Below are 25,523 nucleotides of genomic sequence, written 5' to 3'. Positions count from 1 at the left end.
GGGCCTGGAGGGTTGTGTCATTGGGTTGGCTGTGGGTGCCGCATACGTGTGTCACGGAACACCACTCTTCGTGCCAGCCGTAATCGTCGCGATCTGCTCCTTCTGGTCCAACGGCGTCATGTCCAACTTCCGTCGCACGCACGAGGTCCCGCGCCTTGCAACAGCAGTGAGCCTGATCTGCTTCGTCCTCACGCTCGTCTTCGGCATCACGGGCCTGGTCATCAGCTGAGCACGGGGCGCCGGCATCGAGGCTCGCGCCCTCAGCTTGGGAAGCTGCGGGCGCGAGGGGCGGGTTTCCGAGGGCCGACCTGGGCGAACGCCCGGAGCCCGGCTCCGACGGGCCTGGTTCCTTTCACCGTCTGCGCTGTTTCCCGCTCCGTCTGGTGCGGATGTGGTGCGCGTCCTAGTCAGCGGGTAGGACCCGGTCGGCAGGACTGTGCGGGCACGCTGGCTGAGTGCGTCAGAGACGCTGCTTTGCCGCGCGCACCAAGTGAGTGATGCCATCACGGGTGTGCGCTCGGCGCTCGTCGAGTTCGCTTCGACTATCCGTCTTGTAGAGGCCGGTCACGTCAGTGAGTACAGCTTCTGCGGACCGACTCAGAGACTCGTCATCCGTGAGCATCTGCACACGGAACAGGGCCTCTTGGGCACTTGATCGGAGGTCGTAGGCGCGTATTCGAACCTCGTCTGCATCCTCGGGCGGCGGTTGCTCATGGATGCAGAACCACAGATGGACGAGACACCGCCGGTAGTTGACCAGGGCGCCGGCGTAGGCCGAGTAGGCATCGAGTCGTTCCTGTCGGAGCTTCTCGCGGCGTGTGAACTCGTGGCTTCTCTCGGCTGTGCGTCGCTGAAATGCAAGGGTGATCCCTGAGCCAAGCAGGGTGCCTAGGACGGCTACGGCGCTGGCGATGACGGCTTCCACAGAACAAGCTGATCACGTCTCGCCTACGTCGGGAGGCTGTTGGCCCAAGTCCGGCGCCGCCAACACGCTTTCCAACTGTGTTGGTGGGGCGCTGGACGGTGTGCAGAGGTGTTCACCTGCGTTCATGAGCGGACGGCCGGTGAGGCGGGCTCCGTCCTGGGCCCGTTCTGAACGACCCTGAACGGTGCTGAATGAGACGGAAACTGAGACGGTTACCCATCCCGTCGGCGGCTGCCGGCCACAGGAACAAGAGCGTTGTCAGTGGGGGCTGTTAGCTTCCGTGGCAGAGATGAGCCGGTTCGATGTTCTCGCCGAAGAACACGGCGGCCAAGGGGGGTGGCCGGATAGGGGTCCCCGGACCACTGGGTCCCGGGATGCCGAATGGCTCCGCACCCACCCCCCTCACAACCTTCTGATCCGTAGCTCTAGCCGGATTGGTCAGTGACGGCCAGTCCGGCCGCTACCAAGCCCCGGAGGTGCGCTACCGGACGCGGGAGACTACTGGGGTTGCGGTACCTGGCTGCGGTACCGCAGGATCCAGGCGGGGGTGACCATGGAACGACACGTGCTGGAATCGCTGTTGACCGGCGACGACGAGGCGTCTGTGATAGCTCTGGCCTCCCTCCGCAGCGGCGCCACCTACAGCGTGGGAGAAAGGGCACATCCCGCAGACCGGCATGCCGGCGTCTTCAAGCAACGACTTCAGCGCATGCGGATGCACGGACTCGAACCTCCTGGGCTGGAACGAGCAGTGCAACTCCTCAGCGAACATGGCCGACCGGTACGCGTAGGGCTGGTCAATTCCGCCGATCGGACGTGGACCTCCCTGCTCTTCCTCACCGAGGACGGCAGTGCACTGGTGGCCAGCGCCAGCTGGCAGCTGGTTGCCAATGAATCACCTGAATCACCGCTTTAGGAGAGAGTCGGGGGAATCGTGCCGCTGAACTGGGGCTTCAATAAGCGAAGATGCCCCCGCGCCGATCCGCACGCGCACGGCGATTTCGGCGGCCGCGACTCAACAGCGGGGGCGAGACCAGTCGATCGGCGGTTCTCATCGTCGCGATTGGGGCCATCAGGCTTTATCCTGTGCTGCGTTGCCTCCTCCATACATGCGGAGAGACGGCAGTCATGGCTGTTCGAGAAGCAGTTGTCAGCCGGCGGCTGCCGACGCGGTAAAAAAAGCTACCTAGACATCAGTGGCGTCTCGAAAAAAGGCTTGCCATGAATTCTTGAGAGTTCCATAAAGTCGCGCAGATCCAACTTCTGAAACTTCGATTGAGAAACTATTCCACCGAGGCGCCCGATATGGACGGAATTCGAGTTGGATTTTTCCTGGAGAGGTATCCGCGTCAATCAGAATTACAGCCGCCTGTGGCAAAGTTGCGGATGTCTTGATGTGTAGATTGCGCTTGCCGTTTTCAGAGAGCGTAAGTTTCAGCTCGCCAAGGGCGCTCAACCCGTGATTCACATGGTGTCGAATTGCATCTGCTGACATCTCTAGATCTTTACTCAACGCTTCTGGCAAAACGCTGGTAGGGCTGATCATGGCAATCTCTACAACTACGCCCCTCTCAGCCAACTCCGCGAACACTCGAGGAATCCCCTCAAGGGTCCCCTGTGCCATCCAGTAGCAAGCAATTTGCACAGAGCCTCTGGCTTGTCTCAGGTAGTCGGCGAGTCTGGATGGAGTTCGATAGCGAAGCCACTCATCACGACCCACGTAGAAATTAGAAACTCCTTCTGAAAACATTCGCAAGCTAAAACGGTGCGCTTGCCTCAAGGCGAGTTGACGGCGCACTCGTGATGTAATCCGAACTCGCGTTCGAGCCACAATGAATCCGAGGACACTCAGAACAGCGGCGGATACGATCCCGATCACTAGCTCGTTGAGCATCCGAGGTCAGTCCCCTATTTAGCGTTTTGGTTTCTAAAAGTGACTAGTGATCAACTCGACTGCTTCGCGTGCGGACCAAGGAGAAGACAGCTCGATTACATTCTCTGTGTCGGTAACGAATTCGTCAATCAGGTTATTTTCGTAACGCTCTACAGTTCGGTAGAAAATCAATGCTTCATATGGTGTCGTGCGCTTTTCGGTGACTCTCTCCAGAAAGTCATGATCGGGCAAGCGGAGCTTTACTATGTGTGGTGTGAAAATCTCCAGCTGGCGCATTAGTGCATCTCGGTATCGAGCCACCGTTTTATCTGAGCCACGGGCCATGGCGAATGCAATGTTCCCGATGTGCCAACTTTCGATGACTGGCAGACGCTTTTCTCGGGCAATCTTCGCGTCACGCTCAAGTTCAATTTGCATGACCTGGGTATCAAATGATTCAACCGGTACGGTAACTCCGTAATCAACAGCCGCACGCAATGTAGTGCCTATCTGCGGGAAGAAGGCGAATTTGTCACTGGGCAGCGCGGACCCTAGCGTAGTCTTCCCCGCACCGTGGACCCCTAGCAGTACCACCACGCGCATGTCTCGCCCCTCAAAGCCCTTCTAGGTAATTCTTCACGGATTCAACAGAAGGGCTCGATGTGAGGTCGAAGGAGTTATCCTCGCGCACTATGCACGGCTGCAATTTCCCAATCGGTGTAATGCGGAGAGCGAAGATCCCCTCCTTGCATATTTCCTTCACTTGGCACGTCCGGCAAGCCAAGAATTTCTGCTGTGCGCCTATTTCAAGATGCTTAACCTCGATCTCGCCACCGCCTTCGAGCTTCATTACTTTGACGGGGAGAGAGTATGGGTCTATTTCCTCTGTAACGCTTTCAATCGGCAATGTGGCCAATTTTTCCAGAAGTTGAGATATTGGCATCCCGTCCCGGGAAGACAGTGATGGAATTCTGTTCAGTACATTCACGCGGACTGACCGCTCGCGCGCGAATGCCAATATGTCATGCAATGTGGCCATGTCTTGGAAGACGTGATTAATCTTTCCAAGAATCCCGAGAGATGCCGTGCGATCTATCCCGGAGACGACACGGCTCATGAGACTTGCTGGGCCCACGTTTTCTCTAAAGAACTCTGGGTTTAGGCTAAATAGGGAAACGTTGACCCTATCGATTCCGGCCTCTTTATACGCCTCGCCCAGACTTGCCAGTCGGCTTCCGTTCGTCACCATGGACAGATCAAGCGCAGGGTCGATCTGTCGAAGCCCACTGAGTATCTCTGGTAGATCTTGTCGGAGAGTTGGCTCTCCTCCCACGATTTTGAACTTGCGAACCCCTGTCTCGTAAAGGATTCGAGAAAATGAGACGATTTGTGCTGGCGTCAGCATAGGTCCAGGGCTCGTGCGTTGCATGCCCTCCTCATGGCACCAAACGCAGTGCATGTTGCATGTCTTGCTATGATTTACAACTATTCGAAGGTAAGGGTGAAGATTCGATTTCATGCCTTTGGCCTCGCAAAGTCGGGCTCTTCGAACCAGAGTTGCGACAGCTCTCTGTTTAGCGTGAGAGTGATGGCCTTCCTTATGTACGGAATCGTCTCATGGGGCAGGGAGTGGACATTGAACCAGCGCACATCGTCACATTTATTGGGCTCATTGTTGGTTATGTTGCCCCTCCATGATCGTCCGGTAAGGAAGAACTCAATCCTCTCCTCATCCGACAAGCGATGCATGACCCCAACCAGGCTCAAGTCCAAAGGGGATATGGATACATCAATCTCTTCTGCTGCTTCGCGGCAGGTGGCTTCTATTATGTCTTCCTGGCCCTTGAGGTGGCCGGCGACAACACCGTAGAGGCCGTCGCAATAGCCGGTATTGTATCGACGCGTGAGAAGTATCTGATCATTAGAGAAAAGGAGGAGATGTACTGCGACTGGGAAACGCATGTGCTGCCCGCCCATGGGACCTCCCCGGCTGGACAAAGGGAAATCACCCCTCGGTCACGTTACTCAGCGGTGACTCGTTCCAGGTTCTTGGGTGCGCCGTGCTCCGTAGCGGAGTCTAGGCGCTAGCGATGAGCCATGCCATATGTCGGTTCGGCTGGGGTAAGCCGTAACCGTCGGCCCGGGCGGGGGCCGGGCCGCACTTGAACCAGTAGGGAAAGTTGTAGATCAGTCGGTCGCGTGGGGCTTGAAGTCGTATGCACAGGAGGGGAGTTCAACGCTTCGTCGGCGTGCCAGGGGCAGGAAAAGTACTGGTCGGGCCGTCCAAGAGATGCGTGTGCCGCCCTGGTTGATCGTGACTGTGCAGGGCTCCGAGCGCAGGAGAGCTCTCCTCGTCTGGATGCGGTCCTCGTACAGCCATTCCCATGCTTCGTCGGAAACCCTGGGATCCAGTGCTGGTGTGATGGTGCGCAGTGCGATCGCTATCCAGCGGTCTGCCTGGCCGGCCGAGTGGGCGTCGAACGAGCTGTGAAAGGCCGGCGTCTCTGTCCTGGTGAGGTCTTCGGTCCAGCATTCGCAAGGTGACCGACGGGCCTCCGGTGACCAAGCGACTGATCTTTACCGGGCCGCGCGGCGGGTACGTCTGGCGGACATCCCTCAACGAAGGAGCGTGGAAGCGGGCGCTGGCCTCGGCCGGTGTCATCCCCGAGCGGAAGCCGGGCGAACCGTACGCCGAATCACGCGAGAACGGCATGCACGCCCTCCGTCACTTCTACGCCTCGGTGCTCCTGGGCGCCGGAGAGAACATCCAGGCCCTCGCCGAGTACCTCGGCCACTCGGACCCGGGCTTGACGCTCCGCGTGTACGCGCACCTCATGCCATCTAGCCAGGAGCGCACCCGCAAGGCCCTGGCCGCCGTCCTCCGGGCCACTTGAGGAAGTCCGGAAGGAGCCGAGTTCCAGGCCCTTCCCCCAGGCCGGGGCCTGAGTACGCGTACTCAGGCCCCGGCCGTCACGACCGGAGAGAATTTTGTCATGGACGCTACTGCGGCACAGCGGTACGACGAGCCTGCGGCGCCATCCGGTGGGGCTCTGGCCGTGCGCAGCACGGGCGCTGCCGCAACCGGTGCCGCTCTCACTTACCTGTCGATCCATCTTGTGCAGGAGGCGTACGCCTACGACGCCCGCTTGTGCGCCGATGAGACGAGTGTGTGCCTGACGCCGTGGCCGGTCCTCTCGTTCCCCGCCTCGTTCGCCATCGCACTCGTCGGGCTGATCGTGGCGTACAGGCTGCTGGGCATCCGCCCCCGGCTGACAGTCATCCCGCCGACGCTCCTGCTGGCACCCTTCCCGCTCCATGCCGCACTGAGCACACTCGGCACGTGGCCGGCCGTCGTGGTGGGAGCGGTATGGGCCGCCGCCGTGGCACTGACGGCATGGCGCCCCTACCGGATCCTGGGGCTGTCCGCCGCGGCCGCGCTGCTCCTGGCCTCGCTCATCGTTGTCTACCACTGACCTTCACCGCCATCGCAGCAACCCTCATATGCCACTGCGGACTTACCAAATGAAATGACGTCTAAATCGACGCGACGCGACGCTTAAGGGCTCGTACGCTTCGCACCCCGGGTGGCTGTGTAGGTCTCAACCGAAGGCGTTTGTTGCTCACTTCGGGAGGCACTTATCGGCCTGCGGGCCGGGAAGTTTTGTCGAGAAATGAAGTCGCACGCCCGTGCGGAGTCGGTATTCGCGGACGCCCCCACTTGGCGAAGGGGAGCCGGCGCGTGTGTGCCTCACCCTGGGTGTCCGGGCAGAGAACGCCGTCGAACCGGCTGGTTCATACCTCCTTGGCGAACATGCGGTCCAGGAAGCGGTCAGGGTGATTGACGAACGCGCGGGTCAAAGCGACAGGCTCGGCCTGGTCGTATTCCACCTGCTCGATGGTGCCGTCGGATTCGATCTGCAGGATCCGTGCGCCTGGCATGGCAAGCAGGATCGGCGAATGGGTAGCCACCACGAACTGGCACCCTTGCTGGAGGAGTTCCCGGATCCGGACGATCATCGCCAGGCATCCGTGCACCGACAGGGCTGCCTCCGGTTCGTCCAGCACGTAGAGACCGTTCGGGCCGAAACGGTGGTGGACCAGGTCCAGGAACGACTGGCCGTGGGAGCGTTCGTGTAGAGACCGGCCGCCGTAGGCGCGCAACAGTTCCCCCGAGTCTTCGTCCAGCCGCTCGATCTCGGTAGCCACGTTGTAGAAGCTTTCGGTACGCAGGAAGAAACCCGTGCGAGGCCTGCGGTTCCAGCAGACAGTCAGGTGATCACCCAGATCGGACTCGGTGGACCGGCTGGCGAACCGGAAGGACCTGGAACCGCCCTCGGCGTTGAACCCGACGGCCGTGGCCAGCGCCTCGATCAAGGTTGACTTGCCCGAGCCGTTGTCGCCGACCAGGAATGTCACAGCGGGGTCCAGATCAAGCCTGTCCATGCTGGCGAGATGGGTGACGACCGGCAGGCTGAAGGGGTAGTGGTCGGCGCCCACAGGCGAATCGAGCGCGACATAGCGAACAAATCCCCGATTGTAGCGGGTCATCGGCTGCCCGTTCTGGTCCGGTCCAATGTCACAGGGCCTGTCGGAGTCATGCTCTGACCATAGATCCAGGCACTGACAGCCCGCCTACTACGGGTCCCCATCCCAGCCGATGGGCTCAGCCTGCAGTGTTCTGCTCGGCGCGGCCCCTGGTCTGGGCGAGCCGGTAGGCGGCTGACCGGGCTGAGTCTCTGGCGCAGCAAGGTCCTGGCAACGCAGGTACCCGCCATGATTCTCGAGGGCGTACCTGAAGAAGACGCTGAGGCAGCAGTCACGGCCCTACGCGCTCTGGGAGCACAGGCAGAGGCGAGGGAACAGCCCGAGCCGGACTTCCTGAAGTCCTGAGGACGGCCCGATCAACTGGCTAACGACCCAGGGACGGCCCCAGCACAACTCGCAGAATCACTCGTACCGGAGACGTCACCTCGTCCGGGCCCGCAGTGTGGGGTCCGCACTACCTCTGACGGGTCAGCATCCTCGGTCGTAGATCGCCCGCAGCCACGGTTCCCTGACGGCGGGTGTCCGCGCGAGCGTGTACCGGAACGCCTCCTTGGACGGCTGAAACGGGTACCACGGGTGCGGCGGCAGCGGATCGTCCCGCTCCACGCCTGTCGGCAGCCCGCCGACCGCCGGAAGCCGGGTCCGATGGGGAGGGAAGGCGAGCTCGGCCCAGAGGGCGGCATCCATAGGTACCGGCACCGCCCCGGCGCGCGGCTGCCACGCGTCTCCGGTCTGCGGATGGACCGGCACTAGCACCAGATCACTGGACGGCTCGCCGAACCCCGGTCCCGCCAGGTCCAGCCGCTTCGCACCTTCCCCGGCGGGCAGCAGCGCGCCGAGTGCCCGGCCGAGGAGCTCAGCGACCGGCCCGGGCGCCACCTCGACCGGCTCGCCCCCGGCGGCCACCACCACCTGGGCGAGAGCCACGCCCGCCGGGATGTCCCGGTACTTGCTCAGCCGGTGCCACAGCGCGCCGGTGGCCAGCAGCTCTGCCCAGCCCATGACCGGCCGCTCCGGCGGGCCGGGCAGCCGCACTACTGCCTGCGGGACGAGCCGGACGACCTGCCAGCACCCGCAGTCGTCCATCCTCGTTCCGACCGGCAGATCGCAGCCAAGGCAGGCAAGGTTCGGCCCGTCCCTCCCGTCGATCCCCATGCAGTAGCCCCCAGCCTGCTCGAGGATCAGCTTGGTGCCGCGCATGTCGCCGGGCGCGAGGAGGACGGTGTTCGACGGTCCGTTGGACAGCGCGCCGAACGGTGCGAAGCGCCCCCGCTCTGCCGCCTCGTGCGCCTCGACCTCGTCCCACTGCCGCCACGGCGGCCCGTACCGTGCGGGGTCGACGGCGTAGGACCCGGCCTCCAGCAGCGGCGGGTGCAGCGTCTCCCAGTGGGTATCCGCCAGGTGGATCGGCAATGCCACCTCCGACACCGCCGCCGTCAGGACCGCACCGCAGCCCGCACACCCGAACACCGCCAAGCTGTCCCCTCCCACCGTCGAAGCCCCTGTATCCCACCAAGCAGACGGACCGGGGGCAAGGAGATTTCAGACGACGCCAAACGCCCGACCGATAGGCGGAGCGGGCCTCGACGTCCCGGTCGCAGTCTCAGGAAGCCGGAAGCCGCGCCGGACTGAGCCGTACTGGATCTGCCTGAGGCGCGCACGGGAGCCCTCTGCATGCGCCCAAGGCTGCGGCGTGCGTGGTCGTTGATGTCAGCGTGGGATGTTAGTAACTCCACCAGACGTGCCGACTGGCACAGCTCCACAGCGAGCGACACGTCCGCCGGCCGTCATCCTTCCGCTCCGCTAGCACGAGGCCACCAGACTTCATAGGCCGGCCGCATTCAGGACAGGCCGGAACGTCGCTGGTCACGCGCCACACCCCAACGGAAGACGACTACGGAGCCGCGCCGAATTGCAGCCCGCCCGCTCTGGACCGAAAGCCCTCGCACAGCCCAGGGACAACCCGAACGTAATCACCTGAGCGCCGTCCCTGACGCGTGCAGCATCGACCCGGATGAAGACGCCGAAGGGCTGGCGCCAGATCACCTCTCCTGCCACGGCCTCCCCCGGGGGGAGAGCGCCGAGGAGCCCGCGACCGGGTTCGGTGAGGGCCCAGCTCGGCGGTGCCTCTCGACTGCGGCGAACCGTCGTTGACCGTGATAGACCGCACGATGTGGCACGGCTGTGGCACGTGCCACAGCCGTGCCAGTCAGCGTCCATCGGATGCAGGAGCAACACCTCACTGATGACCTGTCGTTCCAAGGAAAAGGCGCTCATTTAGCTAGGATTCCTTGAGGCCCTGCGTGCTCACCCGCGTCTCGTCAGTTGGCGACCGGCTCGCGCGGTTCGGTCTCTGGCCGGCGAGGCGGCGAAACTGCCACTGTTCGCCCGCCGGGCGGGTCCTGCCGCAGCCACCGCTGCGGCGTGTGCCGTCGCCACCACTTCTCCGCGGGCTCCTCCACCGCGGAGTACAACGCCCAGGCCAGCACGACGACGACCAGGCCCATGCCGATCAGCGCGAACAGCGTGCCGTTGTTGTCGGGCATGCGGCCCCACTGGTAGATGGCCAGCCGGCTGATCGAGTGGTGCAGGAGGTAGAAGCAGTACGACCACAGGCCGAGCTGAACCATCAGCTTGGCGTTGAGTACCCCGCGCAGTCCGCGGACCTCGCGCTGGACGAAGGCGAGGATGATCAGTGCGGCCAGGACCGCGACCACCGGCCGCATCAGATAGTCGAGCTGCGAGGCGGCCCCGGCCGGCAATCGGGCCTGGCCCTGGTAGTAGCAGTAGACGTAGGCCGCCAGCAGCACCACCGGCAGCGAGGGGTGCAGCGGCAGTCGCCAGCCGCGTTTGACCGCGAGCGCGAGCGTCATGCCGAGCAGGAACTCCGGCAGGTAGATCACAGGGTGGCGCATCACCCAGGCCGCGTGGGCGGGCGAGTAGTGGGTGGTGGCGAACCAGTCGACGGCCCACATTCCCACCAGTCCGCCTGCCGTGACCGCCCCGAGCCAGCGGGTGCGCAGCCTGACCGCGATCCGGCCCAGCAGCGGGAAGAGGGCGTAGAAGAGCAGTTCGACGCTGAGCGTCCAGGTGACCTCGTTCCCGGGGAGGGCCGGGGTGACGTTCGGGGACCAGGTCTGCACCAGGAAGGCGGAGGAGATCAGGCTGGGCCAGCTGATCGCGAGGTGCGCCGCCGTGTAGTAAGCGTAGGTGCCCAGCAGCAGGGCGACCAGGTGGGCGGGCCATATCCGGCCTACCCGGCGCCAGTAGAAGGCGCCTGGGTGCTCGTTCGGTTTGAAGACCCAGGTCATCAGGAAGCCGGACAGAACGAAGAAGAGGCTGACGCCGTTTCCGCCGAACTGCGCGTAAGGGAAGATCAACGGCGCCCGTCCCAGTCCGGTCTTGCCGCCGCTCCCGGTGAAATGGGTGGTGAAGACCGCGCAGGCCGCGAAGAAGCGCAGGCTCGTGAGGGAGTCGAGGCGTTTGGGGAGAGGTGTCACCACTGCCCGTATGCCTGGCAAAGACATGGGGTTTCGCCGTAGCCCTTCGAGGGTCCGCCAGTATCCGGCGCATTATATGACCACTGACGTAAGGCTAAGTAAGCGCCAGGTTTCGGCGGACAGTGATGGAGTGTCGTGTCTTTCCCTGACCGGGTGGAGCTCAGCTGACACCCGGAGCACCCCAGGAACGCGATCAGGGCCGGTCTTCCTTGGTGGGAAACCGGCCCTGACCTGCTGCTTTCCGAGTCGGAATGGCGGGATTCGAACCCACGACCTCTTCGTTTCCCCTTAGGCCGGACTGCCTCGCACCCTCGCACCTGCTGCGATGGTCCACACGCGTACGTGCTTGTCCGCCGCTGTGCGTGGCCGTTGTCACGCAGTTAGACACTCACCTTGTCTGGCGCTCGGCCGGGCGCGGCCATCTGATCCGTAGCTCTGGACAGATCGGTCAGTGGCGGCCATACCTCCGCACTTCGGGTCTACAAGGACGCTACGGGGCGGGGCCGGTTGCTGTGGTTGCTGTACTTCGCTGCCGTATGGCTAAGGGGTGGGCTTCCCGGTCCAACCGCGTAAGCGTGATCAACAGCCGCCGCGTAGCCTCATCGGGGTGTACGACGACTGGTTCGAAGACGACGAACTGAACAGCCATCAGAGAGCCTTCGTGGACGTCGTGAGGGATTCCGCCCGTTCCTGGCCCCAATGCCCACCCAGCTCCACCGTCGTGCTCGTCTTCGAGCCGGATGAAGACGATGAAGAGGACGGATGCGCCGTCGCACAGGAGCCCCCATGGGAGCCCCCGGTCGAACACGCGGCTTACCACACTGCACTGGACGGGGCGTTGTCCCGAGGGGAAGAAGTCCTCACCCTGATCGCAGACCTGCTCGATCTGGAGATAAATCTGATCTTCAGGACGCTGGGCGCGACTGTCATCGGTGACAGGCTCTTCTGCAGCGAGCGGCACAGCCAGAACTACCAGAGTCCGGAACCCATCAGGGACGTGGAACCGCTCTATGCCGCCGGACCTCCCGAACATCTCGGTCGGATCGCAGCCGCCTGGTTCGAGGAGATCATGAGCCGCCCCGTCATCTCCCCTCTTTCGGTGGGGGGACACTCGTTCGTCTCTCCTGGCACCGCGCTTCCTCCGAGGCATCGTTGGGTCCGCAACGCACCCCGCACCTAGTGATGAAGCCTGCCTCGGAGCAACCTTGCAGAACCCGAACTGCTGTGGCTGTGGTCAGTAGCCGAAGAAATGACGGGCCGAGTCTCTGACCTGTGGCCGTGCTGTCGATCAACGTTGCGACCTACGGTTCAGCTGTCAGTGGTTGTCAGTGGTTGTCAGTGTTGGTCGTCATTGAACACCTTTGACGGCCCCGAGACGGCCCAAGGGCTACCCCCGGAACCGCTGGCGCTTTCCGTTGGCCAGCCCCGGCTGGCTTGTGTCGTGACGGTTGCGCTACTTCCCTGCTGTACTGCAGCCGGGGGCACAAGGGCCTAGGATTCCGCGATGATCACGGCCCAGGCGATGCAGCACACCCAGCCGGGCCCCACATGGGTCCGGCAGCTGTTCGTTGTCGGGGCGTCATCGGTGGCGCTGTCTTCCTGTACGGCGCGGCGACTGTCTTGGTCGAATTGACAGCTGGCTGACCTCGGCAGTGTCCCGACTGGCGGCACCCGCTTCAGGAGAGCGGTTGAGGTGCCTGGCCGGTGGCTCGCGGCTTCGACGGACCGACCAGGAGGCATGGACAGTCCTGCCCAACCACCCTTGTAGACCGGGGCTGCCCCCTGCATCGGGCACGGCTGTGGCAAGTTCACTGGCTTGAGCTCCGAGGCGGCCTCAGCAGTTCCGTATTCGGCAGGCGGTAGCCCGCCGGCTCTCTGCTGTCTGCTGTCTGCTGTCGGGTCTTTGGTCGGGGGATGGTGCTTGCCCCAGACACCTCAGCCGTGGTGCACGGCCACCTCCTCTGATCCGTAGCCGTGCCCTGCCCCGTGCCGTCTCCACCTCCGGGGGCCGGCGGTATGCGGGCCGCGGATCATGGTGGACGAGGTGCTGAAGGGTGCGCGGGTGCATACGTGACTGAATCTGCACAGCGAATGCGCAACTGCGGCACGGGTGCGTTCTGTTGGTGCGGAGTTGTCCTGGCCGGAGCTGCCGCGGCAATAGTTGTCGGGTTCCTGTGCGGGGCTACATGTAGAGAAGCTGCCCTCAATTCGTGTGCGTGCGTGCATGGATGAGTAGCCGACTGACTCAACTGACCTGCTGGGAGCAGCGACCGACTGGATGCCGGGCACGCTCCGTGATTTGATCCTTCGCGCCGCCGGGATCGCGCCAAGGCGTCCGGAAACGGATGGCACGCGCCTGCGGTCGCGGCCCACCGTCCATCCCCAGCTTGGCCGTTCCCCCTTGTGGAACATCCATACGAAGGGAAGTTTCATCATGAACTCCGCTCCCCAGGTTCAGACCCTTGAAATCTCTGACGCCGAGCTCGACACCGTCTCCGGCGGTCTGAGCCCGCAGGTCGGCATCGCCGCAGGCCCCACGGCGATCAGCAGCTCGGGCCTTGTGGCTCAGTTCGGCGCGGTGAAGGACGAGGTCCTGGGCACCGTCGGCCAGTACCACCAGGCCGGCGTCACTGTCTCCTTCTGATCGTCAGATCGCGGGACTTCCTCATCGCGGGATCGCTGATATCGGCAGCCTGACCGCCGATCGGCGTCCACGGCGACAAGCCCCCTACCTGCGGGTCTTCGCTGGTAGGGGGCTTGATCGTTAGAGGCTGCTTCTTCTTTCCCCGGGTCTTGTCGGGGATCTCGATGAGCTGTGTTTTCGCAGCTCAGGGGCGGTGCCCTGTTTTGGTGGTGACCCGGGCGCGTAGTGTCTCGCGGACGGTCGGCCATTCTTCGGCGAGCAGGCTGTAGTACAGGGAGTCGCGGCGGGTGCCGTCCGGGCGGCGCATATGGCTGCGCAGGGTTCCTTCGTGGACCAGGCCGAGGCGGATCAGGGCCTGCTGAGACCGCACGTTGAGGTTGTCGGTGCGCAGGGCGAGCCGGGCCAGGCGCAGGTCTTCGAAGGCGTGGGTGAACAGCAGCAGTTTGGACTCGACGTTGTAGGGGCCGCCCCAGCAGGAACGGTCGAACCAGGTCGCGCCGATCTCGGTGCGGCTCTCGGCCAGGTCGAGGTCGTACATGCTGGTTGAACCGATCACGGTGCCGTCGTCACAGCGCTGCACCGCGAAGCAGCGCCGCGTCGGGTCGGCGGTCATCTCGCCGAGCCACTCGCGCAGTTGGTCCACGGTCTCGGGTCGTGCCCGGGGCATCCACCGCCAGACCTCGGGGTCGGCCGCCGACGGGAAGAGGGCCTCGGCGTGGTCGGGAGACAGGCGGACGAGGCGGACGACGGTGCCCTCAAGCGGCTGGTTGGTCACCGGAGCAGAATAGATCCGGTGGCCAGTGGCGATCTTCCGCGCACGGGCCTTTTCGCGAGCCCTCTTACGGGCCTCCTCGCTGGAGCGCGCCAGGGGCCGTACGGCGTCAGGCCGTCACCTTCGTGAGGAACGCCGCCAGGTTCGTCACCGTCCGTTGGATCTTTTCCTCCAGCGTGAGTGACTCGTGGAGGCGGGCGCCGGGGCCCGCGTCCTTCTTGCCTCGTACATACAGGGAGCAGGAGAGGTCGGTGCATATGTAGGCGCCGACCGAGTTGCCCTGCTGGCCGGCCTTGCCCGCCTTCGGGGCGACCCTCAGGGAGACGCCGCCGGTGTGGGTGGTCAGGCACATCGAGCACATGCTGCGCCGGGTCTGCCAGGAGGTGGGGCTGGGGCTGCGCAGGGCCAGGGCCTTCGGGTGGCCGTTCAGCTCGAGGACGAGGTAGGCGCGTTCGGGGGACTGGGGGTCTCGCCAGCCGAGATAGTCCAGGTCGTCCCAGGGGCGGTTGGCCAGGTCGCGTGGGACGGACAGGCGCTTCGCCTCGCCCTTGGTGCAGTTCACGAACGCGGCGCGGATCTCTTGTTCGGTCAGCGGTTTCATGAGAGGCATGGTAAATTGCCTAAAGGTGTTAGGCAAACGTATTAGATGTTGTGGTGAATGGGGGCAAGGTTATGGCGCGCGTCGGGCTGACCACGGAACGTCTGGTCCTCGCGGGGGCGGAGCTGGCCGACGAGGTCGGCTTCGATCAGGTGACCGTCTCGGAGCTCGCCCGACGCTTCGACGTGAAGGTCGCGAGCCTGTACTCGCACGTGAAGAACTCCCAGGACCTCAAGACCCGGATCGCCCTGCTCGCCCTGGAGGAACTCGCCGACCGGGGCGCCGCCGCGCTGGCCGGACGGGCCGGCAAGGACGCCCTGGCCGCTCTCGCGAACGTCTACCGCGACTACGCCCGGGAGCATCCGGGCCGGTATGCCGCCGCCCAGTTCAGACTCGATCCGGCAACGGCCGCCGCCAGCGCCGGTGGGCGGCACGCGCAGATGACGCGGGCGATCCTGCGTGGCTACGCGCTGACGGAGCCGGACCAGACACACGCCGTTCGGTTGCTGGGCAGCTTCTTCCACGGCTACGTCAGTCTGGAGATGGGGGGAGGGTTCAGCCACAGCGCCCCCGACACGCAGGAGACCTGGGTGCGGATGCTGGACGCCCTCGACGCGCTGCTGCGGAACTGGCCCGCGGGTGCGACAGAAACAGCTACCGCGCCCGCATCCGCCCCCTGATCGTCCCGCCGGAATCGTCCCGCAGGAATCGTTTCGCCGGTCGATTCCGGCACCCGAGAGTTCCGAGGGAGACACCGAGGCCATGACCACCGACCACGACCGGATCACCACACCCATCACCACGCCCATCACCGCCGGCCTCCTGCGCGGTGCCCTCGACCTGGAGCCCACCGAACACGGTCTCCTCCCGCACCGGCTGCCCGCACGGGCTCGCAGGCAGATCCCCGACGGACAGCTCACCATGGCCGAGGCCCAGCCCTCCGGCGTACGGCTGGTCTTCCGTACCCGGGCCACCGCCGTCGAACTGGACACGTTGCCGACCAAGCTCGTCTACGTGGGTGCGCCGCCGCGTCCGGACGGGGTGTACGAGTTGGTCGTCGATGGCCGGCCGGCCGGGCAGGGGAGTGTCACCGGCGGCAACGCGAAGGTCATCGACATGACCTCCGGAGCTGTCGAGACCCGATCCGGAGCGGTCGGGACCCTCCGTTTCGACGGTCTGTCCGACGGCGTCAAGGACGTCGAGATCTGGCTGCCGCACAACGAGATCACCGAACTCGTCGCCCTGCGCACCGACGCCCCCGTCGAGCCCGCGCCGGACCGGGGACGCAAGGTGTGGCTGCATCACGGCAGCTCGATCAGTCACGGTTCCGACGCCGCCGGGCCCACCTCCACCTGGCCCGCGCTCGCCGCCTCCCTCGCCGGTGTGGAACTGATCAACCTGGGGCTGGGCGGGAGCGCTCTGCTCGATCCGTTCACCGCGCGGGCCATGAGGGACACCGCCGCCGATCTGATCAGCGTCAAGATCGGGATCAACCTGGTCAACGCCGACGCGATGCGGTTGCGTGCCTTCGGCCCGGCGGTGCACGGCTTTCTCGACACCGTCCGTGACGGGCATCCCACCACGCCGCTGTTGGTCGTCTCGCCTCTTCTCTGTCCCATCCATGAGGACACGCCCGGGCCCACCGCCCCGGACTTCTCCGATCTCGGCGCGGGGCGGCTGCGGTTCGTGGCCATGGGGGATCCGGCGGAGCGCGCGAGCGGGAAACTGACGTTGCGTGTCATCCGCGACGAGCTGGCCCGGATCGTGGAGCAGCGAGCGGCCGAGGATCCGAACCTGCACCACCTGGACGGCCGGGGCCTCTACGGCGAGGCCGACTTCGCCGAGTTGCCGCTGCCCGACCAGCTCCACCCGGACGCCGCCACCCACCGCCGTATCGGCGCACGCTTCGCCGAGCTGGCCTTCAACGCCCAGGGTGCCTTCGCCTAGTTCACCTACGCCTTCGCATGGTTCACGGACGCCGTCGCCCGGTTCACGGACGCCGTCGGCTAGTTCACGTACGCGGGTGACACCGCCGCGGTGCTGATGCGGCGCGGCTTTCCCGTGCCGTCGGACGGGACGGTGTAGAGGTCGGCTCCATAGTCGCCGGGGAGGGCGTAGACGATCGTGCGGTCGTCGCGCCAGACCACCTGGTCGTCGACGCTGCGGGGCTCGGCCAGCGGGGTTTCGCGCATCGTGCGCAGGTCGAGGACGTACAGGTGCCAGGGGGCGTCCTTCGACAGGCCCGGCACGCGCTTCTTGTAGGCGACGCGCGTGCCGTCGGGGGAGAGGGACGGGCATTCGACGTTGGTGTGGAGGGTCGTGAGGGTGCGGGCCCGGAGGTCCCCTCGGACCAGGTACGTCCTGCCCTTCGTCGCCAGCGTCGCGTAGAACGTGCGGTCGTCGGCCGCGAACGTGACGCCCCAGAAGTTGACGTCCGCCGCGTGATACGTCCTGCCGTCCTTCACGACGCGGAACGCCTCCAAGGAGGAGGTGAGTTTCCCTGTTCTCGTGTCCACGATCGCCGCGCGCGTGGAGAAGTTCGTACCCGCGTACGAGTCGCCGCCGACGAAGGCCGTCCACGCGGCGTACCGGCCGCTGGGGGAGACGCGGGCGCGGGACGGGATGCCGGGGACGTCGTAGCGGGCCGTCTCGCGCAGGTGCGTGTCGAGGATGACGGCCCGGTAGGTGTCCTGGACCGGGCCGTGCACCGACTGGAGGCAGACGCCGGTGCCCGCGGCCGTGTAGAAGCGGAGGCATTTGACCTTCGACGCCGTGCGGGGCCCCGAGGGGTTCGACGCCGGGACCGTCGTCAGTTCGTCGCGGTGCGGGCCCCAGGCCATGTTCCGGAAGATCATGCGGCTCCCGGACCCGGTGGCCAGCGCGACCGTGCCCGTGGTGATCCTCGGGCCGCCGGGCTGGGTCTGGTTCTTGCGGTCCGCGCGGGCCGAGGCGTGCAGGACGGAGGCCGTGGCCACGCCCGCCAGGACGACCAGCGCCGAGATCAGGACCAGGATGCGGGTACGGAGGGTCATGCGAGGCCTTCTGAAGGGGCGGAGGGGGTGGGACGGCGGAGTGTCAGCGCGAACAGGGCGCAGAGCGCCAGCGCCACCGTCGACGCCGTGAGCGCCGTACGGTCGCCCCAAGCCGTCCATGCCGCGCCGAAGCCGAGCGAGCAGACGAAACGGGCCAGGGCCTGGCCCGTCTGGACGAGGGCGAGACCGGACGAGCGCAGTTCCTCGGGCACGCTCTCCGAGGCCACTGCCATCAGTACGCCGTCGGTGGCGGCGTAGAAGCAGCCGTGCAGGAGCAGGACGGCGTACGGCAGTGCCGTTCCGTGCCAGGAGGTGAGCAGGAGGGCGTACGCGAGGAGCAGGGCGCCGTGACCGGCCAGGAACACCCGCCAGCGGCCGACCCGGTCCGCGAGGCGGCCGAGCGGGACGGCCAGGAGCAGGAAGGCCGCCGCCGTGCCGAGGGGCAGCAGCGCGAACCACCGGTCCGGTACGCCCAGGCGCCGCTGGAGGAGCAGGTAGACGAAGGAGTCGCTGACCGTCGCGAGGCCCAGCAGGAGCGCGCACAGGGTGACGCGGCGCAGGTCGGGGCGGGCGAGGAGGGCGATGGCCGCGCGCAGGGTGGGGCGGGGTGCGGTGTCCCCGGAGATTCCCTGCGGTGCCGTCCCTGTCGCCCGCGAACGAGCGCCGTCCGCACCCGACTTCGTACCAGTGCCGTCAGCACCCGATTTCGTACCAGTGCTGTTCGCACCGTTCGGCACGAACAGCACCAGGACCAGTACGCCCACCACCGCCACGCAGAAGCTCACCGTGAACACCGCGTCGTACCCGTCGACCGTGGCCCGCAGGATCAGGAAGGCCACGAGGGGACCGAACAGCGCGCCCGCGGTGTCCATCGCCCGGTGCACGCCGAACGCGCGCCCCCGTGTCTCCGGCGTGCTCGACAGCGAGATCAGCGCGTCGCGCGGGGCCGTGCGCAGGCCCTTGCCGGTGCGGTCCGCGGCCAGGATCAGGCCGATCGGGGTGAGCGTGTGGGCCAGGAGCAGCAGGGGCTTGCAGGCCGCCGAGAGGGCGTAGCCGAAGCCCGCCACCCATTTGTGGCGGCCGCCGCCGCGGTCGGCCAGGTGGCCCCCGATCAGCCGGACGAGTGCCGAGAAGCCGTTGTAGATGCCGTCCAGGAGGCCGAAACCCAGCGGGGACAGGCCGAGGCCCGTCACCAGGTACAGGGGCAGTACCGCCGTGACCATCTCCGAGGAGACGTCGGTGATGAGACTGACCGCGCCGAGCGCCAGCACCGTGGGCGCGACCGCGGCACGGCGCCGTCCGGCACGAGGCCGGACGGCGCCTTCCGCGGACGCCGCACTCGTGGAGGCGCGGCTGTCCGCCACGTACATCTCAGGACGTCCAGATGCCGGTGATGTCCTTGCCGGAGGCGGCGTTGCCCGCGTGTGTCGACAGACCCTGCGAGTCCTCCAGGGTGCGCAGCAGGTCGTAGTGGTTGTAGGTGGTCGAGCTGGTGGATCCCGCGGTCACCTGCTGGCCGTAGAACACGGTCGGGATCTTGTTGCCGCTGAGCCGGTTGTCCTCGTCGAAGGTGACGACGAGGAGGCTGTTGTGGGTCTTGGCCCAGGTCGCGTACGCGCCCAGCTTGTTCTTCAGCCAGGTGTCACCGGTCGACACCGAGCAGTCGTGCATGTCGCTGCACAGGTTGGGGACCACGAAGGAGACCTGCGGAAGCGTCGTGTAGTCCGTCGGGAACTGGGTGAAGGTCTTCGCGGTCGACGTCGGTACGTTGCTGAAGCCGAACCACGGGTTGTGCTTCTGCGCGTAGTTGCCGCTGCTGCACGTCGTGGAGCCCTGGCTGGGCAGCGTCTCGTTGTAGCTCGCCCAGGTCCTGCCCGCCCCGATCACCTCGGAGGCGAGGTTCGCGGCGGAGGAGAAGCCGGGGGTGACGCAGCTGTCGTCCGTGACGCCCTGGGTGGAGCCGGAGAAGAGGGCGTAGTAGTTGGGCTGGCTCGGGTGCGTCTCGGCGTACGACGAGGTGAGGTTGGCGCCGCCGGTCTTGAGCGAGTTGATGTACGGGGCGCTGGAAGAGCCGATCACCTGGCTGTACGCGTGGTTCTCGAAGACCACGACGACCACGTGGTCCGGGGTCGGTACCCCGGCCGCGGCGTGCGCGGTCGTGGAGCCGCCGAGGCCGGTCCACAGGCCCACCGCGGCTGCGGTGAAGGCGAGGGCGGACGCCACGACGGCACGACTGCGGCGGTACACGTTTCTGCCGGACACTTCAGACCTCCGGTGGGGGGGAAGGCGACGGTGGCGGTGCGGACAGAGCATGCACACGCCAACATTCCCCTGCGCCAAGCCGCCCAACCGGCGGGGTGAAGACCTGATGAACTGCTTACTTCCCGGCCTGCGCGGTCGTCGCCACCCCGCTCGCCTTCTTACTTTTCTTACCTTCCTCGCCGCTCGCACGGGCCACATCCGAGGACACCTTCCACGGAAGCCGATTCCGGCGCGGGGCGCCACCGTGGGGACCGGGGTTAGGCTCGGGCTCGTACGACCTTGATCGGACCGGTCGTGCGACCTGATCCGACGGGAGGGCCCAGGATGATGGCGCCGGGGCGCAGGAGCAGTACCTTCACGCGGCTGCTGCGACACGGCTTCACCGATCCGTCGGCCGCCGAGCGGCTCCTGGACGGTGCGGAGCTCGAGCCCGTACGGTCCGATCCGGTGCTCCTCGACGCGCTCGGCGCCACCGCCGATCCCGATCTCGCGCTGCTCGGGCTCGTCCGGCTCGTCGAGGCGCAGGACGGCCACATCGCCGAGCGGGAACTCCTCGACACCCTGATCGCGGCCAAGCCACTGCGTGACCGGCTACTTGGCGTCCTCGGTGCCTCCGCCGCCCTCGCCGACCACCTCGCCCGGCACCCGCGCGACTGGCAGGAGCTCGTGACGTACGAGCCGCAGGACCTCCACCCCGGGGTACGGGAGTTCGAGCGGGGGCTGGCGCAGGCGACCGATCCCGTCGCCCTGCGCGTCGCCTACCGGCGCTGCCTGCTGTCCATCGCCGCACGCGACGTGTGCGGCACCACCGACCTCGCCCAGACCGCCGCCGAACTCGCCGACCTCGCCACGGCCACCTTGCGCGCCGCGCTCGCCATCGCCGGCAGAGCCGCGCCCGACGACGCCGCGCTGTGCCGGCTCGCGGTGGTCGCGATGGGGAAGTGCGGGGGGCACGAGCTGAACTACGTGTCCGACGTCGATGTCATCTTCGTCGGGGAGGCGGTGGAAGGGGCTGACGAGCGCAAGGCGCTGCAGGCCGCCACCCGGCTCGCCTCCCACATGATGCGGATCTGTTCCGAGACCACCGTCGAGGGCAGTATCTGGCCGGTCGACGCGAATCTGCGGCCCGAGGGGCGGAACGGGCCGCTGGTGCGGACGCTGAGCAGTCACCTCGCCTACTACCAGCGGTGGGCCAAGACCTGGGAGTTCCAGGCCCTGTTGAAGGCGCGGCCGGTGGCCGGGGACCTTGGACTCGGCGAGGAGTACGTGGCCACGCTGGCGCCCCTGGTGTGGCACGCCGCCGAGCGGGAGAACTTCGTCGCCGACGTACAGAAGATGCGGCGGCGGGTCGTGGAGAACATCCCCGTCGCCGAGATCGACCGCGAGCTGAAGCTCGGACCGGGAGGACTGCGCGATGTCGAATTCGCCGTGCAGCTCCTCCAGTTGGTGCACGGGCGGGCCGACACCTCACTGCGCAGCGGGACCACGCTGGACGCGTTGAAGGCACTCGCGGCCGGTGGGTATGTCGGGCGGGCCGACGCCGTGCAGCTCGACGACGCCTATCGGTTCCTGCGGTCCATGGAGCACCGCATACAGCTCTACCGGCTGCGGCGGACTCATCTGGTGCCCGAAGACGATGCCGATCTGCGGCGCATCGGGCGGTCGCTCGGCCTTCGGGCCGATCCCGTCGTCGAGCTGAACCGTGAGTGGAAGCGGCACGCGGCTGTCGTACGGCGGCTGCACGAGAAGTTGTTCTACCGGCCGCTGCTGGACGCCGTGGCCCAACTCGCCCCGGGCGAGAGCCGGCTGAGTCCGGACGCGGCGCGGGAGCGGCTCGTCGCCCTCGGGTACGCCGATCCGGCCGCGGCGCTGAGGCATTTGGAGGCGCTGGCTTCCGGGGTCTCGCGGAAGGCCGCGATCCAGCGGACCCTGCTGCCCGTGCTGTTGGGGTGGTTCGCGGATTCCGCCGACCCCGACGCCGGGTTGCTGAACTTCCGCAAGGTGTCGGACGCCCTGGGCAAGACCCCTTGGTATCTACGGCTGTTGAGGGACGAAGGGGCCGCGGCGGAGAACCTGGCGCGGGTGCTGTCGGCCGGGCGGCTCGCCCCGGACCTGCTGATGCGGGCGCCGGAGGCCGTCGCGCTGCTCGGCGACGGGGACGGGGGCGGGCTCGAACCGCGCAGCCGTGCCCATCTGGAACAGGAGATCCTCGCCGCGGTGAGGCGGGCCGACGGGGGCGAGCAGGCGGTGACCGCCGCGCGTGGTGTGCGGCGGCGGGAGCTGTTCCGTACGGCCGCCGCGGACATCGTCGCCTCGTACGGCACCGAGGAGACGCCGGCCGTCGCCGATCAGGGCGCGCTGGTGGATCAGGTGGGCGGTGCCGTGTCCGACCTGACGGCGGCGACGCTGGCGGGGACCCTGCGGGCCGTGGTGCGGGACAAGTGGGGGGACACGCTGCCCACGCGGTTCGCCGTCATCGGGATGGGGCGGTTCGGGGGGCACGAGCTCGGTTACGGGTCCGATGCGGATGTGCTGTTCGTGCATGAGCCCCAGGAGGGTGTCGACGAGCAGGAGGCATCCCGGGCGGCCAACGCGGTCGTCTCGGAGATGCGGCGGTTGCTTCAGGTGTCCAGTGCGGATCCACCGTTGCTGATCGACGCCGATCTGCGGCCCGAGGGGAAGTCCGGGCCTTTGGTGCGGACGCTGCACTCCTATGCGGCCTACTACCGGCGATGGTCGTTGGTGTGGGAGTCGCAGGCCCTCTTGCGGGCCGAGTTCGTCGCCGGGGACGAGGACCTGGGGCGGCGGTTCATCGAGCTGGTCGATCCGTTGCGGTATCCCGCGGAGGGGCTCGGTGACGACGCGGTACGGGAGATCCGACGGCTGAAGGCCCGGATGGAGTCGGAGCGGATGCCCCGCGGAGCCGATCCGACGCTGCACACCAAGCTGGGGCGGGGCGGACTGTCCGACGTGGAGTGGACGGTGCAGCTGTTCCAGTTGCAGCACGGGTGGGTGGAGCCGGGGCTGCGGACCACTCGCACACGGGAGGCGCTGGGCGCGGCGTGCGCGGCGGGGCTGGTGTCCGGGGAGGACGCGGCCATCCTGGACGAGGCGTGGGTGCTGGCCACGCGGGTGCGCAACGCGGTGATGATGGTGCGGGGGCGGGCCGGGGACACGTTTCCCTCCGACGGCCGTGAACTCGCCGCGGTCGGGCGGTACTTGGGGTACGGGCCCGGTCATGTCGGCGACATGCTCGAGGACTACCGGCGGATCACTCGGCGGGCGCGGGCCGTGGTGGAGGTGCTGTTCTACGGGGCGTGAGCGTGGGGGGCCTGCCGCGCGTGAGGCTTGAGGGCCTTCCGCGCGGTGGGCGGGTTTCCTTCCGTTCGGGGCGGGTGCGGGTGGCCGCCACTCCGGCCAGGACCACCGCCATGCCCACCAGGGTGCGGGGGCCGAGCGCCTCGTTCAGGACCAGGGCGCCGAGCGTCACCGAGACCACGGGGAGCAGGTAGCCGACCGTGGCCGCGCTGGTGGGGCCCTCTTCGGCGATCATGCGGTAGTTGAGGTAGAAGGTCAGGCCGGTGGAGAAGACGCCGAGGACGGTGACCGCCAGCAGGGCCGTGCCGTCGGGGTGGCTGGGGGCCGCCGTGGGGAGGGCCGGCGTCGTCCACGCCGTGGCCATGAGGAGTTGGGCCGCCGATACGGCCAGGGGGGCGCCGCGGGGGGTGAGGTGGCGGGCCATGTAGGTGAAGGCGATCGCATAGCTGGCCGCGGCGGCCAGGAGGGCTCCGGCGCCCCAGCCGGCCAGGCCGCCGTGCCGCCAGGGAGCGAAGATCAGCAGGACGCCCGCGAAGCCGAGGAACAGGCCGGTCAGGCGGAGGGGGTGGAGGGCGCGGTCCGTGCCGAGGACCGCGCCCAGCAGGAGCGACCAGAGGGGAGTGGTCGCGTTCATGACGCCCGCGATCCCCGAGTCGACCGTCTGCTCGCCGAGCGCGAAGAGGGCGAAGGGGATCGCGTTGCAGAACAGCGCCGCGACGGTGACATGGAGCCAGAGGGCGCGGGAGCGGGGGAGGCGCTGTTGCGCTCCGCGGGCCAGGAGCAGGAGGACCGCCGTGCCCAGGGCGCAGCGCGCGAGGGTGAGGTGGGCGGGGGACAGGCCGTGGTCGAGGGCCACCTTGATCCAGAGGAAGCCGGAGCCCCAGAGGAGCGCCAGGGTGGCCATGCGGAGAGAGGAGCGGAAGGAGGAGCGGCGGGAGGAGGGCGAGGCGGTGACGGGGCTTGCCATGCGTCCTACCGTCCGTGGTTTTTGGATTGAGGACAAGTGAAGTGTTTTGCATGCACTGTTAAGGTGTGCTTCATGCTTGATGTGCGGCGTATGCAGGTGCTGCGGGCTGTGGTCAGCAGCGGGTCGGTGACGGCGGCCGCGGCGGATCTGGGGTACACGCCGTCCGCCGTCAGTCAGCAGATCGGGGCGCTGGAGAAGCAGGCGGGGACCGAGCTGCTGGAGCGGGTCGGGCGCGGGGTGCGGCCCACCGCGGCGGGGCTGCTGCTGACCGAGTACGCGGACGCCATCGGGCGGCAGGTCGCCGAGGCGGAGACCGCCCTCGCGGATCTGCGGGCGGGGCGGACGGGGCGGCTCGCGATGCGGTACTTCGCCACGGCCGGGGCCGCGCTGGTCGCTCCCGCCGTTGCGCGGTTTCGGCGTGAGCACCCCGGCGTACGGGTGGAGCTGAAGCTGATCGACGTGGAGGATCCGCTGCCCGACGTGAAGGAGGGGCGGGCCGATCTCGCCCTGGTGGTGCGGGCCGACGGTGCCGGTCCCGAGGGCATCCGGCTTGTACGTCTGCTCGATGATCCGTACCGGGTCGTGCTGCCCAGGGGGCATCGGCTCGCGGGGCGGCGGCTGCTCGAACTGGCGGAGCTGGCGGATGAGCCGTGGGTCGGGAGCGAGTGGCCGGGGCCCTGTCTCGACGCTCAGTTGGACGCCTGTGCGACGGCCGGGTTCCGGCCCTCGTTCGCGGTGCAGAGCGAGGACTACGCCACCGCTCAGGGATTCGTGGCGGCCGGGCTCGGAGTGAGTCTGATTCCCCGGCTCGGGCTGGGGAGCCGGCACCCCGGTGTGGTGGTGCGGAAGGTGCGCGCTCCTGAGCCCGTGCGGGTCCTTTACGCGGCGGTGCGGGAGGCGGGTCTCGGCGCGGCCGAACGGACGGCGCTGCGCGGACTGCTGGACGCGCTCCGGGGCGCGGCCCACCCCGACCGGTGACGGCTCATGACGGCTCCGGCTCCAGGTGCTGGAGGGGCGCGAGACGGGACGTATCGCTCCGGTGGACGGCGAACGGGCCCGTCGGTCACCGACGGGCCCGTTCGACGAC

At 66.9% G+C, this 25,523-nt stretch carries 23 protein-coding genes and 3 pseudogenes; 11 read left to right on the top strand and 15 right to left on the bottom strand.

Going from position 1 to position 25,523, the window contains the following annotated elements; all coding sequences use genetic code 11:
• Positions 1 to 70 precede the first annotated feature (70 nt).
• A complete protein-coding gene (locus ACZ7M2_RS02780; RefSeq protein ID WP_471593847.1) occupies positions 71 to 229 on the top strand; it encodes a hypothetical protein in 159 nt (52 codons plus the stop codon).
• A 231-nt stretch (positions 230 to 460) separates the two neighbouring features.
• Here ACZ7M2_RS02780 and ACZ7M2_RS02775 read toward each other — a convergent pair whose 3' ends face one another.
• The gene (locus ACZ7M2_RS02775) at positions 461 to 925 is read right to left on the bottom strand and encodes a hypothetical protein (protein ID WP_471593846.1); all 465 of its coding nucleotides are present in this window, start codon (positions 923 to 925) and stop codon (positions 461 to 463) included.
• Positions 926 to 1,478: 553 nt separating this feature from the next.
• On the opposite strand from ACZ7M2_RS02775, the gene ACZ7M2_RS02770 reads away from it, so the two are divergent.
• Positions 1,479 to 1,841, top strand: coding sequence for a hypothetical protein (locus tag ACZ7M2_RS02770; RefSeq protein WP_471594505.1), 363 nt, complete (start codon positions 1,479 to 1,481; stop codon positions 1,839 to 1,841).
• Between the two features lie 270 nt (positions 1,842 to 2,111).
• Here ACZ7M2_RS02770 and ACZ7M2_RS02765 read toward each other — a convergent pair whose 3' ends face one another.
• The 5 genes and pseudogenes from ACZ7M2_RS02765 to ACZ7M2_RS02745 all read right to left on the bottom strand — a co-directional run.
• Positions 2,112 to 2,645 (bottom strand): hypothetical protein, encoded by a 534-nt coding sequence (locus tag ACZ7M2_RS02765; protein WP_471593845.1) that lies wholly within the window; start codon positions 2,643 to 2,645, stop codon positions 2,112 to 2,114.
• A 207-nt stretch (positions 2,646 to 2,852) separates the two neighbouring features.
• On the bottom strand, positions 2,853 to 3,401 hold the full coding sequence (locus ACZ7M2_RS02760; protein ID WP_471593844.1) for a hypothetical protein: 549 nt from the start codon (positions 3,399 to 3,401) through the stop codon (positions 2,853 to 2,855).
• Between the two features lie 10 nt (positions 3,402 to 3,411).
• A complete protein-coding gene (locus ACZ7M2_RS02755) occupies positions 3,412 to 4,317 on the bottom strand; it encodes a radical SAM protein (protein ID WP_471593843.1) in 906 nt (301 codons plus the stop codon).
• Entirely contained in the window at positions 4,314 to 4,775 is a 462-nt protein-coding gene (locus tag ACZ7M2_RS02750; protein ID WP_471593842.1) for an NUDIX hydrolase, read from the bottom strand. Before ACZ7M2_RS02750 ends, ACZ7M2_RS02755 begins: the two co-directional genes overlap by 4 nt.
• A gap of 210 nt (positions 4,776 to 4,985) precedes the next feature.
• A pseudogene (locus ACZ7M2_RS02745) lies at positions 4,986 to 5,336 on the bottom strand (hypothetical protein); the annotation flags it as partial.
• Here ACZ7M2_RS02745 and ACZ7M2_RS02740 point away from each other — a divergent pair.
• Positions 5,336 to 5,692: pseudogene (locus tag ACZ7M2_RS02740) on the top strand (tyrosine-type recombinase/integrase); the annotation flags it as partial. The pseudogenes ACZ7M2_RS02745 and ACZ7M2_RS02740 overlap by 1 nt on opposite strands.
• Before the next feature lie 99 nt (positions 5,693 to 5,791).
• Positions 5,792 to 6,271 (top strand): hypothetical protein, encoded by a 480-nt coding sequence (locus ACZ7M2_RS02735; RefSeq protein ID WP_471593841.1) that lies wholly within the window; start codon positions 5,792 to 5,794, stop codon positions 6,269 to 6,271.
• 319 nt (positions 6,272 to 6,590) lie between these two features.
• Here ACZ7M2_RS02735 and ACZ7M2_RS02730 read toward each other — a convergent pair whose 3' ends face one another.
• Positions 6,591 to 7,346, bottom strand: coding sequence for an AAA family ATPase (locus ACZ7M2_RS02730; RefSeq protein WP_471593840.1), 756 nt, complete (start codon positions 7,344 to 7,346; stop codon positions 6,591 to 6,593).
• Positions 7,347 to 7,511: 165 nt separating this feature from the next.
• On the opposite strand from ACZ7M2_RS02730, the pseudogene ACZ7M2_RS02725 reads away from it, so the two are divergent.
• Positions 7,512 to 7,688: pseudogene (locus ACZ7M2_RS02725) on the top strand (ribosomal protein L7/L12); the annotation flags it as partial.
• Positions 7,689 to 7,811: 123 nt separating this feature from the next.
• Here ACZ7M2_RS02725 and ACZ7M2_RS02720 read toward each other — a convergent pair.
• Positions 7,812 to 8,762: a hypothetical protein gene (locus ACZ7M2_RS02720; protein WP_471593839.1), complete on the bottom strand. Its 951-nt coding sequence runs from the start codon at positions 8,760 to 8,762 to the stop codon at positions 7,812 to 7,814.
• Positions 8,763 to 9,664: 902 nt separating this feature from the next.
• Positions 9,665 to 10,843, bottom strand: coding sequence for an acyltransferase family protein (locus tag ACZ7M2_RS02715; protein ID WP_471593838.1), 1,179 nt, complete (start codon positions 10,841 to 10,843; stop codon positions 9,665 to 9,667).
• 607 nt (positions 10,844 to 11,450) lie between these two features.
• Between ACZ7M2_RS02715 and ACZ7M2_RS02710 the strand changes: the two genes are divergently transcribed.
• Positions 11,451 to 12,023 (top strand): hypothetical protein, encoded by a 573-nt coding sequence (locus ACZ7M2_RS02710; protein ID WP_471593837.1) that lies wholly within the window; start codon positions 11,451 to 11,453, stop codon positions 12,021 to 12,023.
• Positions 12,024 to 13,277: 1,254 nt separating this feature from the next.
• Positions 13,278 to 13,487 (top strand): hypothetical protein, encoded by a 210-nt coding sequence (locus ACZ7M2_RS02705; protein ID WP_471593836.1) that lies wholly within the window; start codon positions 13,278 to 13,280, stop codon positions 13,485 to 13,487.
• Between the two features lie 184 nt (positions 13,488 to 13,671).
• On the opposite strand, the gene ACZ7M2_RS02700 is transcribed toward ACZ7M2_RS02705, so the two are convergent.
• Complete coding sequence (locus ACZ7M2_RS02700; protein WP_471593835.1) at positions 13,672 to 14,262, bottom strand: GNAT family N-acetyltransferase; 591 nt, start codon at positions 14,260 to 14,262, stop codon at positions 13,672 to 13,674.
• A gap of 106 nt (positions 14,263 to 14,368) precedes the next feature.
• On the bottom strand, positions 14,369 to 14,860 hold the full coding sequence (locus tag ACZ7M2_RS02695) for an FBP domain-containing protein (RefSeq protein WP_471593834.1): 492 nt from the start codon (positions 14,858 to 14,860) through the stop codon (positions 14,369 to 14,371).
• A gap of 71 nt (positions 14,861 to 14,931) precedes the next feature.
• Here ACZ7M2_RS02695 and ACZ7M2_RS02690 point away from each other — a divergent pair, with 71 nt between their 5' ends.
• Positions 14,932 to 15,537, top strand: a complete 606-nt coding sequence (locus tag ACZ7M2_RS02690; RefSeq protein ID WP_471593833.1) for a TetR/AcrR family transcriptional regulator — start codon at positions 14,932 to 14,934, stop codon at positions 15,535 to 15,537.
• A gap of 82 nt (positions 15,538 to 15,619) precedes the next feature.
• Positions 15,620 to 16,804 carry a GDSL-type esterase/lipase family protein gene (locus ACZ7M2_RS02685; RefSeq protein ID WP_471593832.1) on the top strand — a complete coding sequence of 395 codons (1,185 nt, stop codon included), beginning with the start codon at positions 15,620 to 15,622 and terminating at the stop codon, positions 16,802 to 16,804.
• Positions 16,805 to 16,863: 59 nt separating this feature from the next.
• Here ACZ7M2_RS02685 and ACZ7M2_RS02680 read toward each other — a convergent pair whose 3' ends face one another.
• The 3 genes from ACZ7M2_RS02680 to ACZ7M2_RS02670 are packed head-to-tail and all read right to left on the bottom strand — an operon-like array spanning position 16,864 to position 20,151.
• A complete protein-coding gene (locus ACZ7M2_RS02680) occupies positions 16,864 to 17,889 on the bottom strand; it encodes a TolB family protein (RefSeq protein WP_471593831.1) in 1,026 nt (341 codons plus the stop codon).
• On the bottom strand, positions 17,886 to 19,259 hold the full coding sequence (locus ACZ7M2_RS02675; protein ID WP_471593830.1) for an MFS transporter: 1,374 nt from the start codon (positions 19,257 to 19,259) through the stop codon (positions 17,886 to 17,888). The genes ACZ7M2_RS02680 and ACZ7M2_RS02675 overlap by 4 nt, the downstream gene beginning before the upstream one ends.
• A gap of 1 nt (position 19,260) precedes the next feature.
• Positions 19,261 to 20,151, bottom strand: a complete 891-nt coding sequence (locus tag ACZ7M2_RS02670) for an alkaline phosphatase family protein (RefSeq protein ID WP_352051964.1) — start codon at positions 20,149 to 20,151, stop codon at positions 19,261 to 19,263.
• A gap of 324 nt (positions 20,152 to 20,475) precedes the next feature.
• Here ACZ7M2_RS02670 and ACZ7M2_RS02665 point away from each other — a divergent pair, with 324 nt between their 5' ends.
• Positions 20,476 to 23,472 carry a bifunctional [glutamine synthetase] adenylyltransferase/[glutamine synthetase]-adenylyl-L-tyrosine phosphorylase gene (locus ACZ7M2_RS02665; protein ID WP_471593829.1) on the top strand — a complete coding sequence of 999 codons (2,997 nt, stop codon included), beginning with the start codon at positions 20,476 to 20,478 and terminating at the stop codon, positions 23,470 to 23,472.
• Here ACZ7M2_RS02665 and ACZ7M2_RS02660 read toward each other — a convergent pair.
• Positions 23,423 to 24,436: a DMT family transporter gene (locus ACZ7M2_RS02660; protein WP_471593828.1), complete on the bottom strand. Its 1,014-nt coding sequence runs from the start codon at positions 24,434 to 24,436 to the stop codon at positions 23,423 to 23,425. The genes ACZ7M2_RS02665 and ACZ7M2_RS02660 overlap by 50 nt on opposite strands.
• A gap of 72 nt (positions 24,437 to 24,508) precedes the next feature.
• Between ACZ7M2_RS02660 and ACZ7M2_RS02655 the strand changes: the two genes are divergently transcribed.
• Positions 24,509 to 25,414 (top strand): LysR family transcriptional regulator, encoded by a 906-nt coding sequence (locus tag ACZ7M2_RS02655; RefSeq protein WP_352051961.1) that lies wholly within the window; start codon positions 24,509 to 24,511, stop codon positions 25,412 to 25,414.
• Positions 25,415 to 25,523 lie beyond the last annotated feature (109 nt).

The organism is Streptomyces sp. NPDC111507 (assembly GCF_055638955.1).
This window is presented reverse-complemented; position numbering and strand designations above follow the sequence as displayed.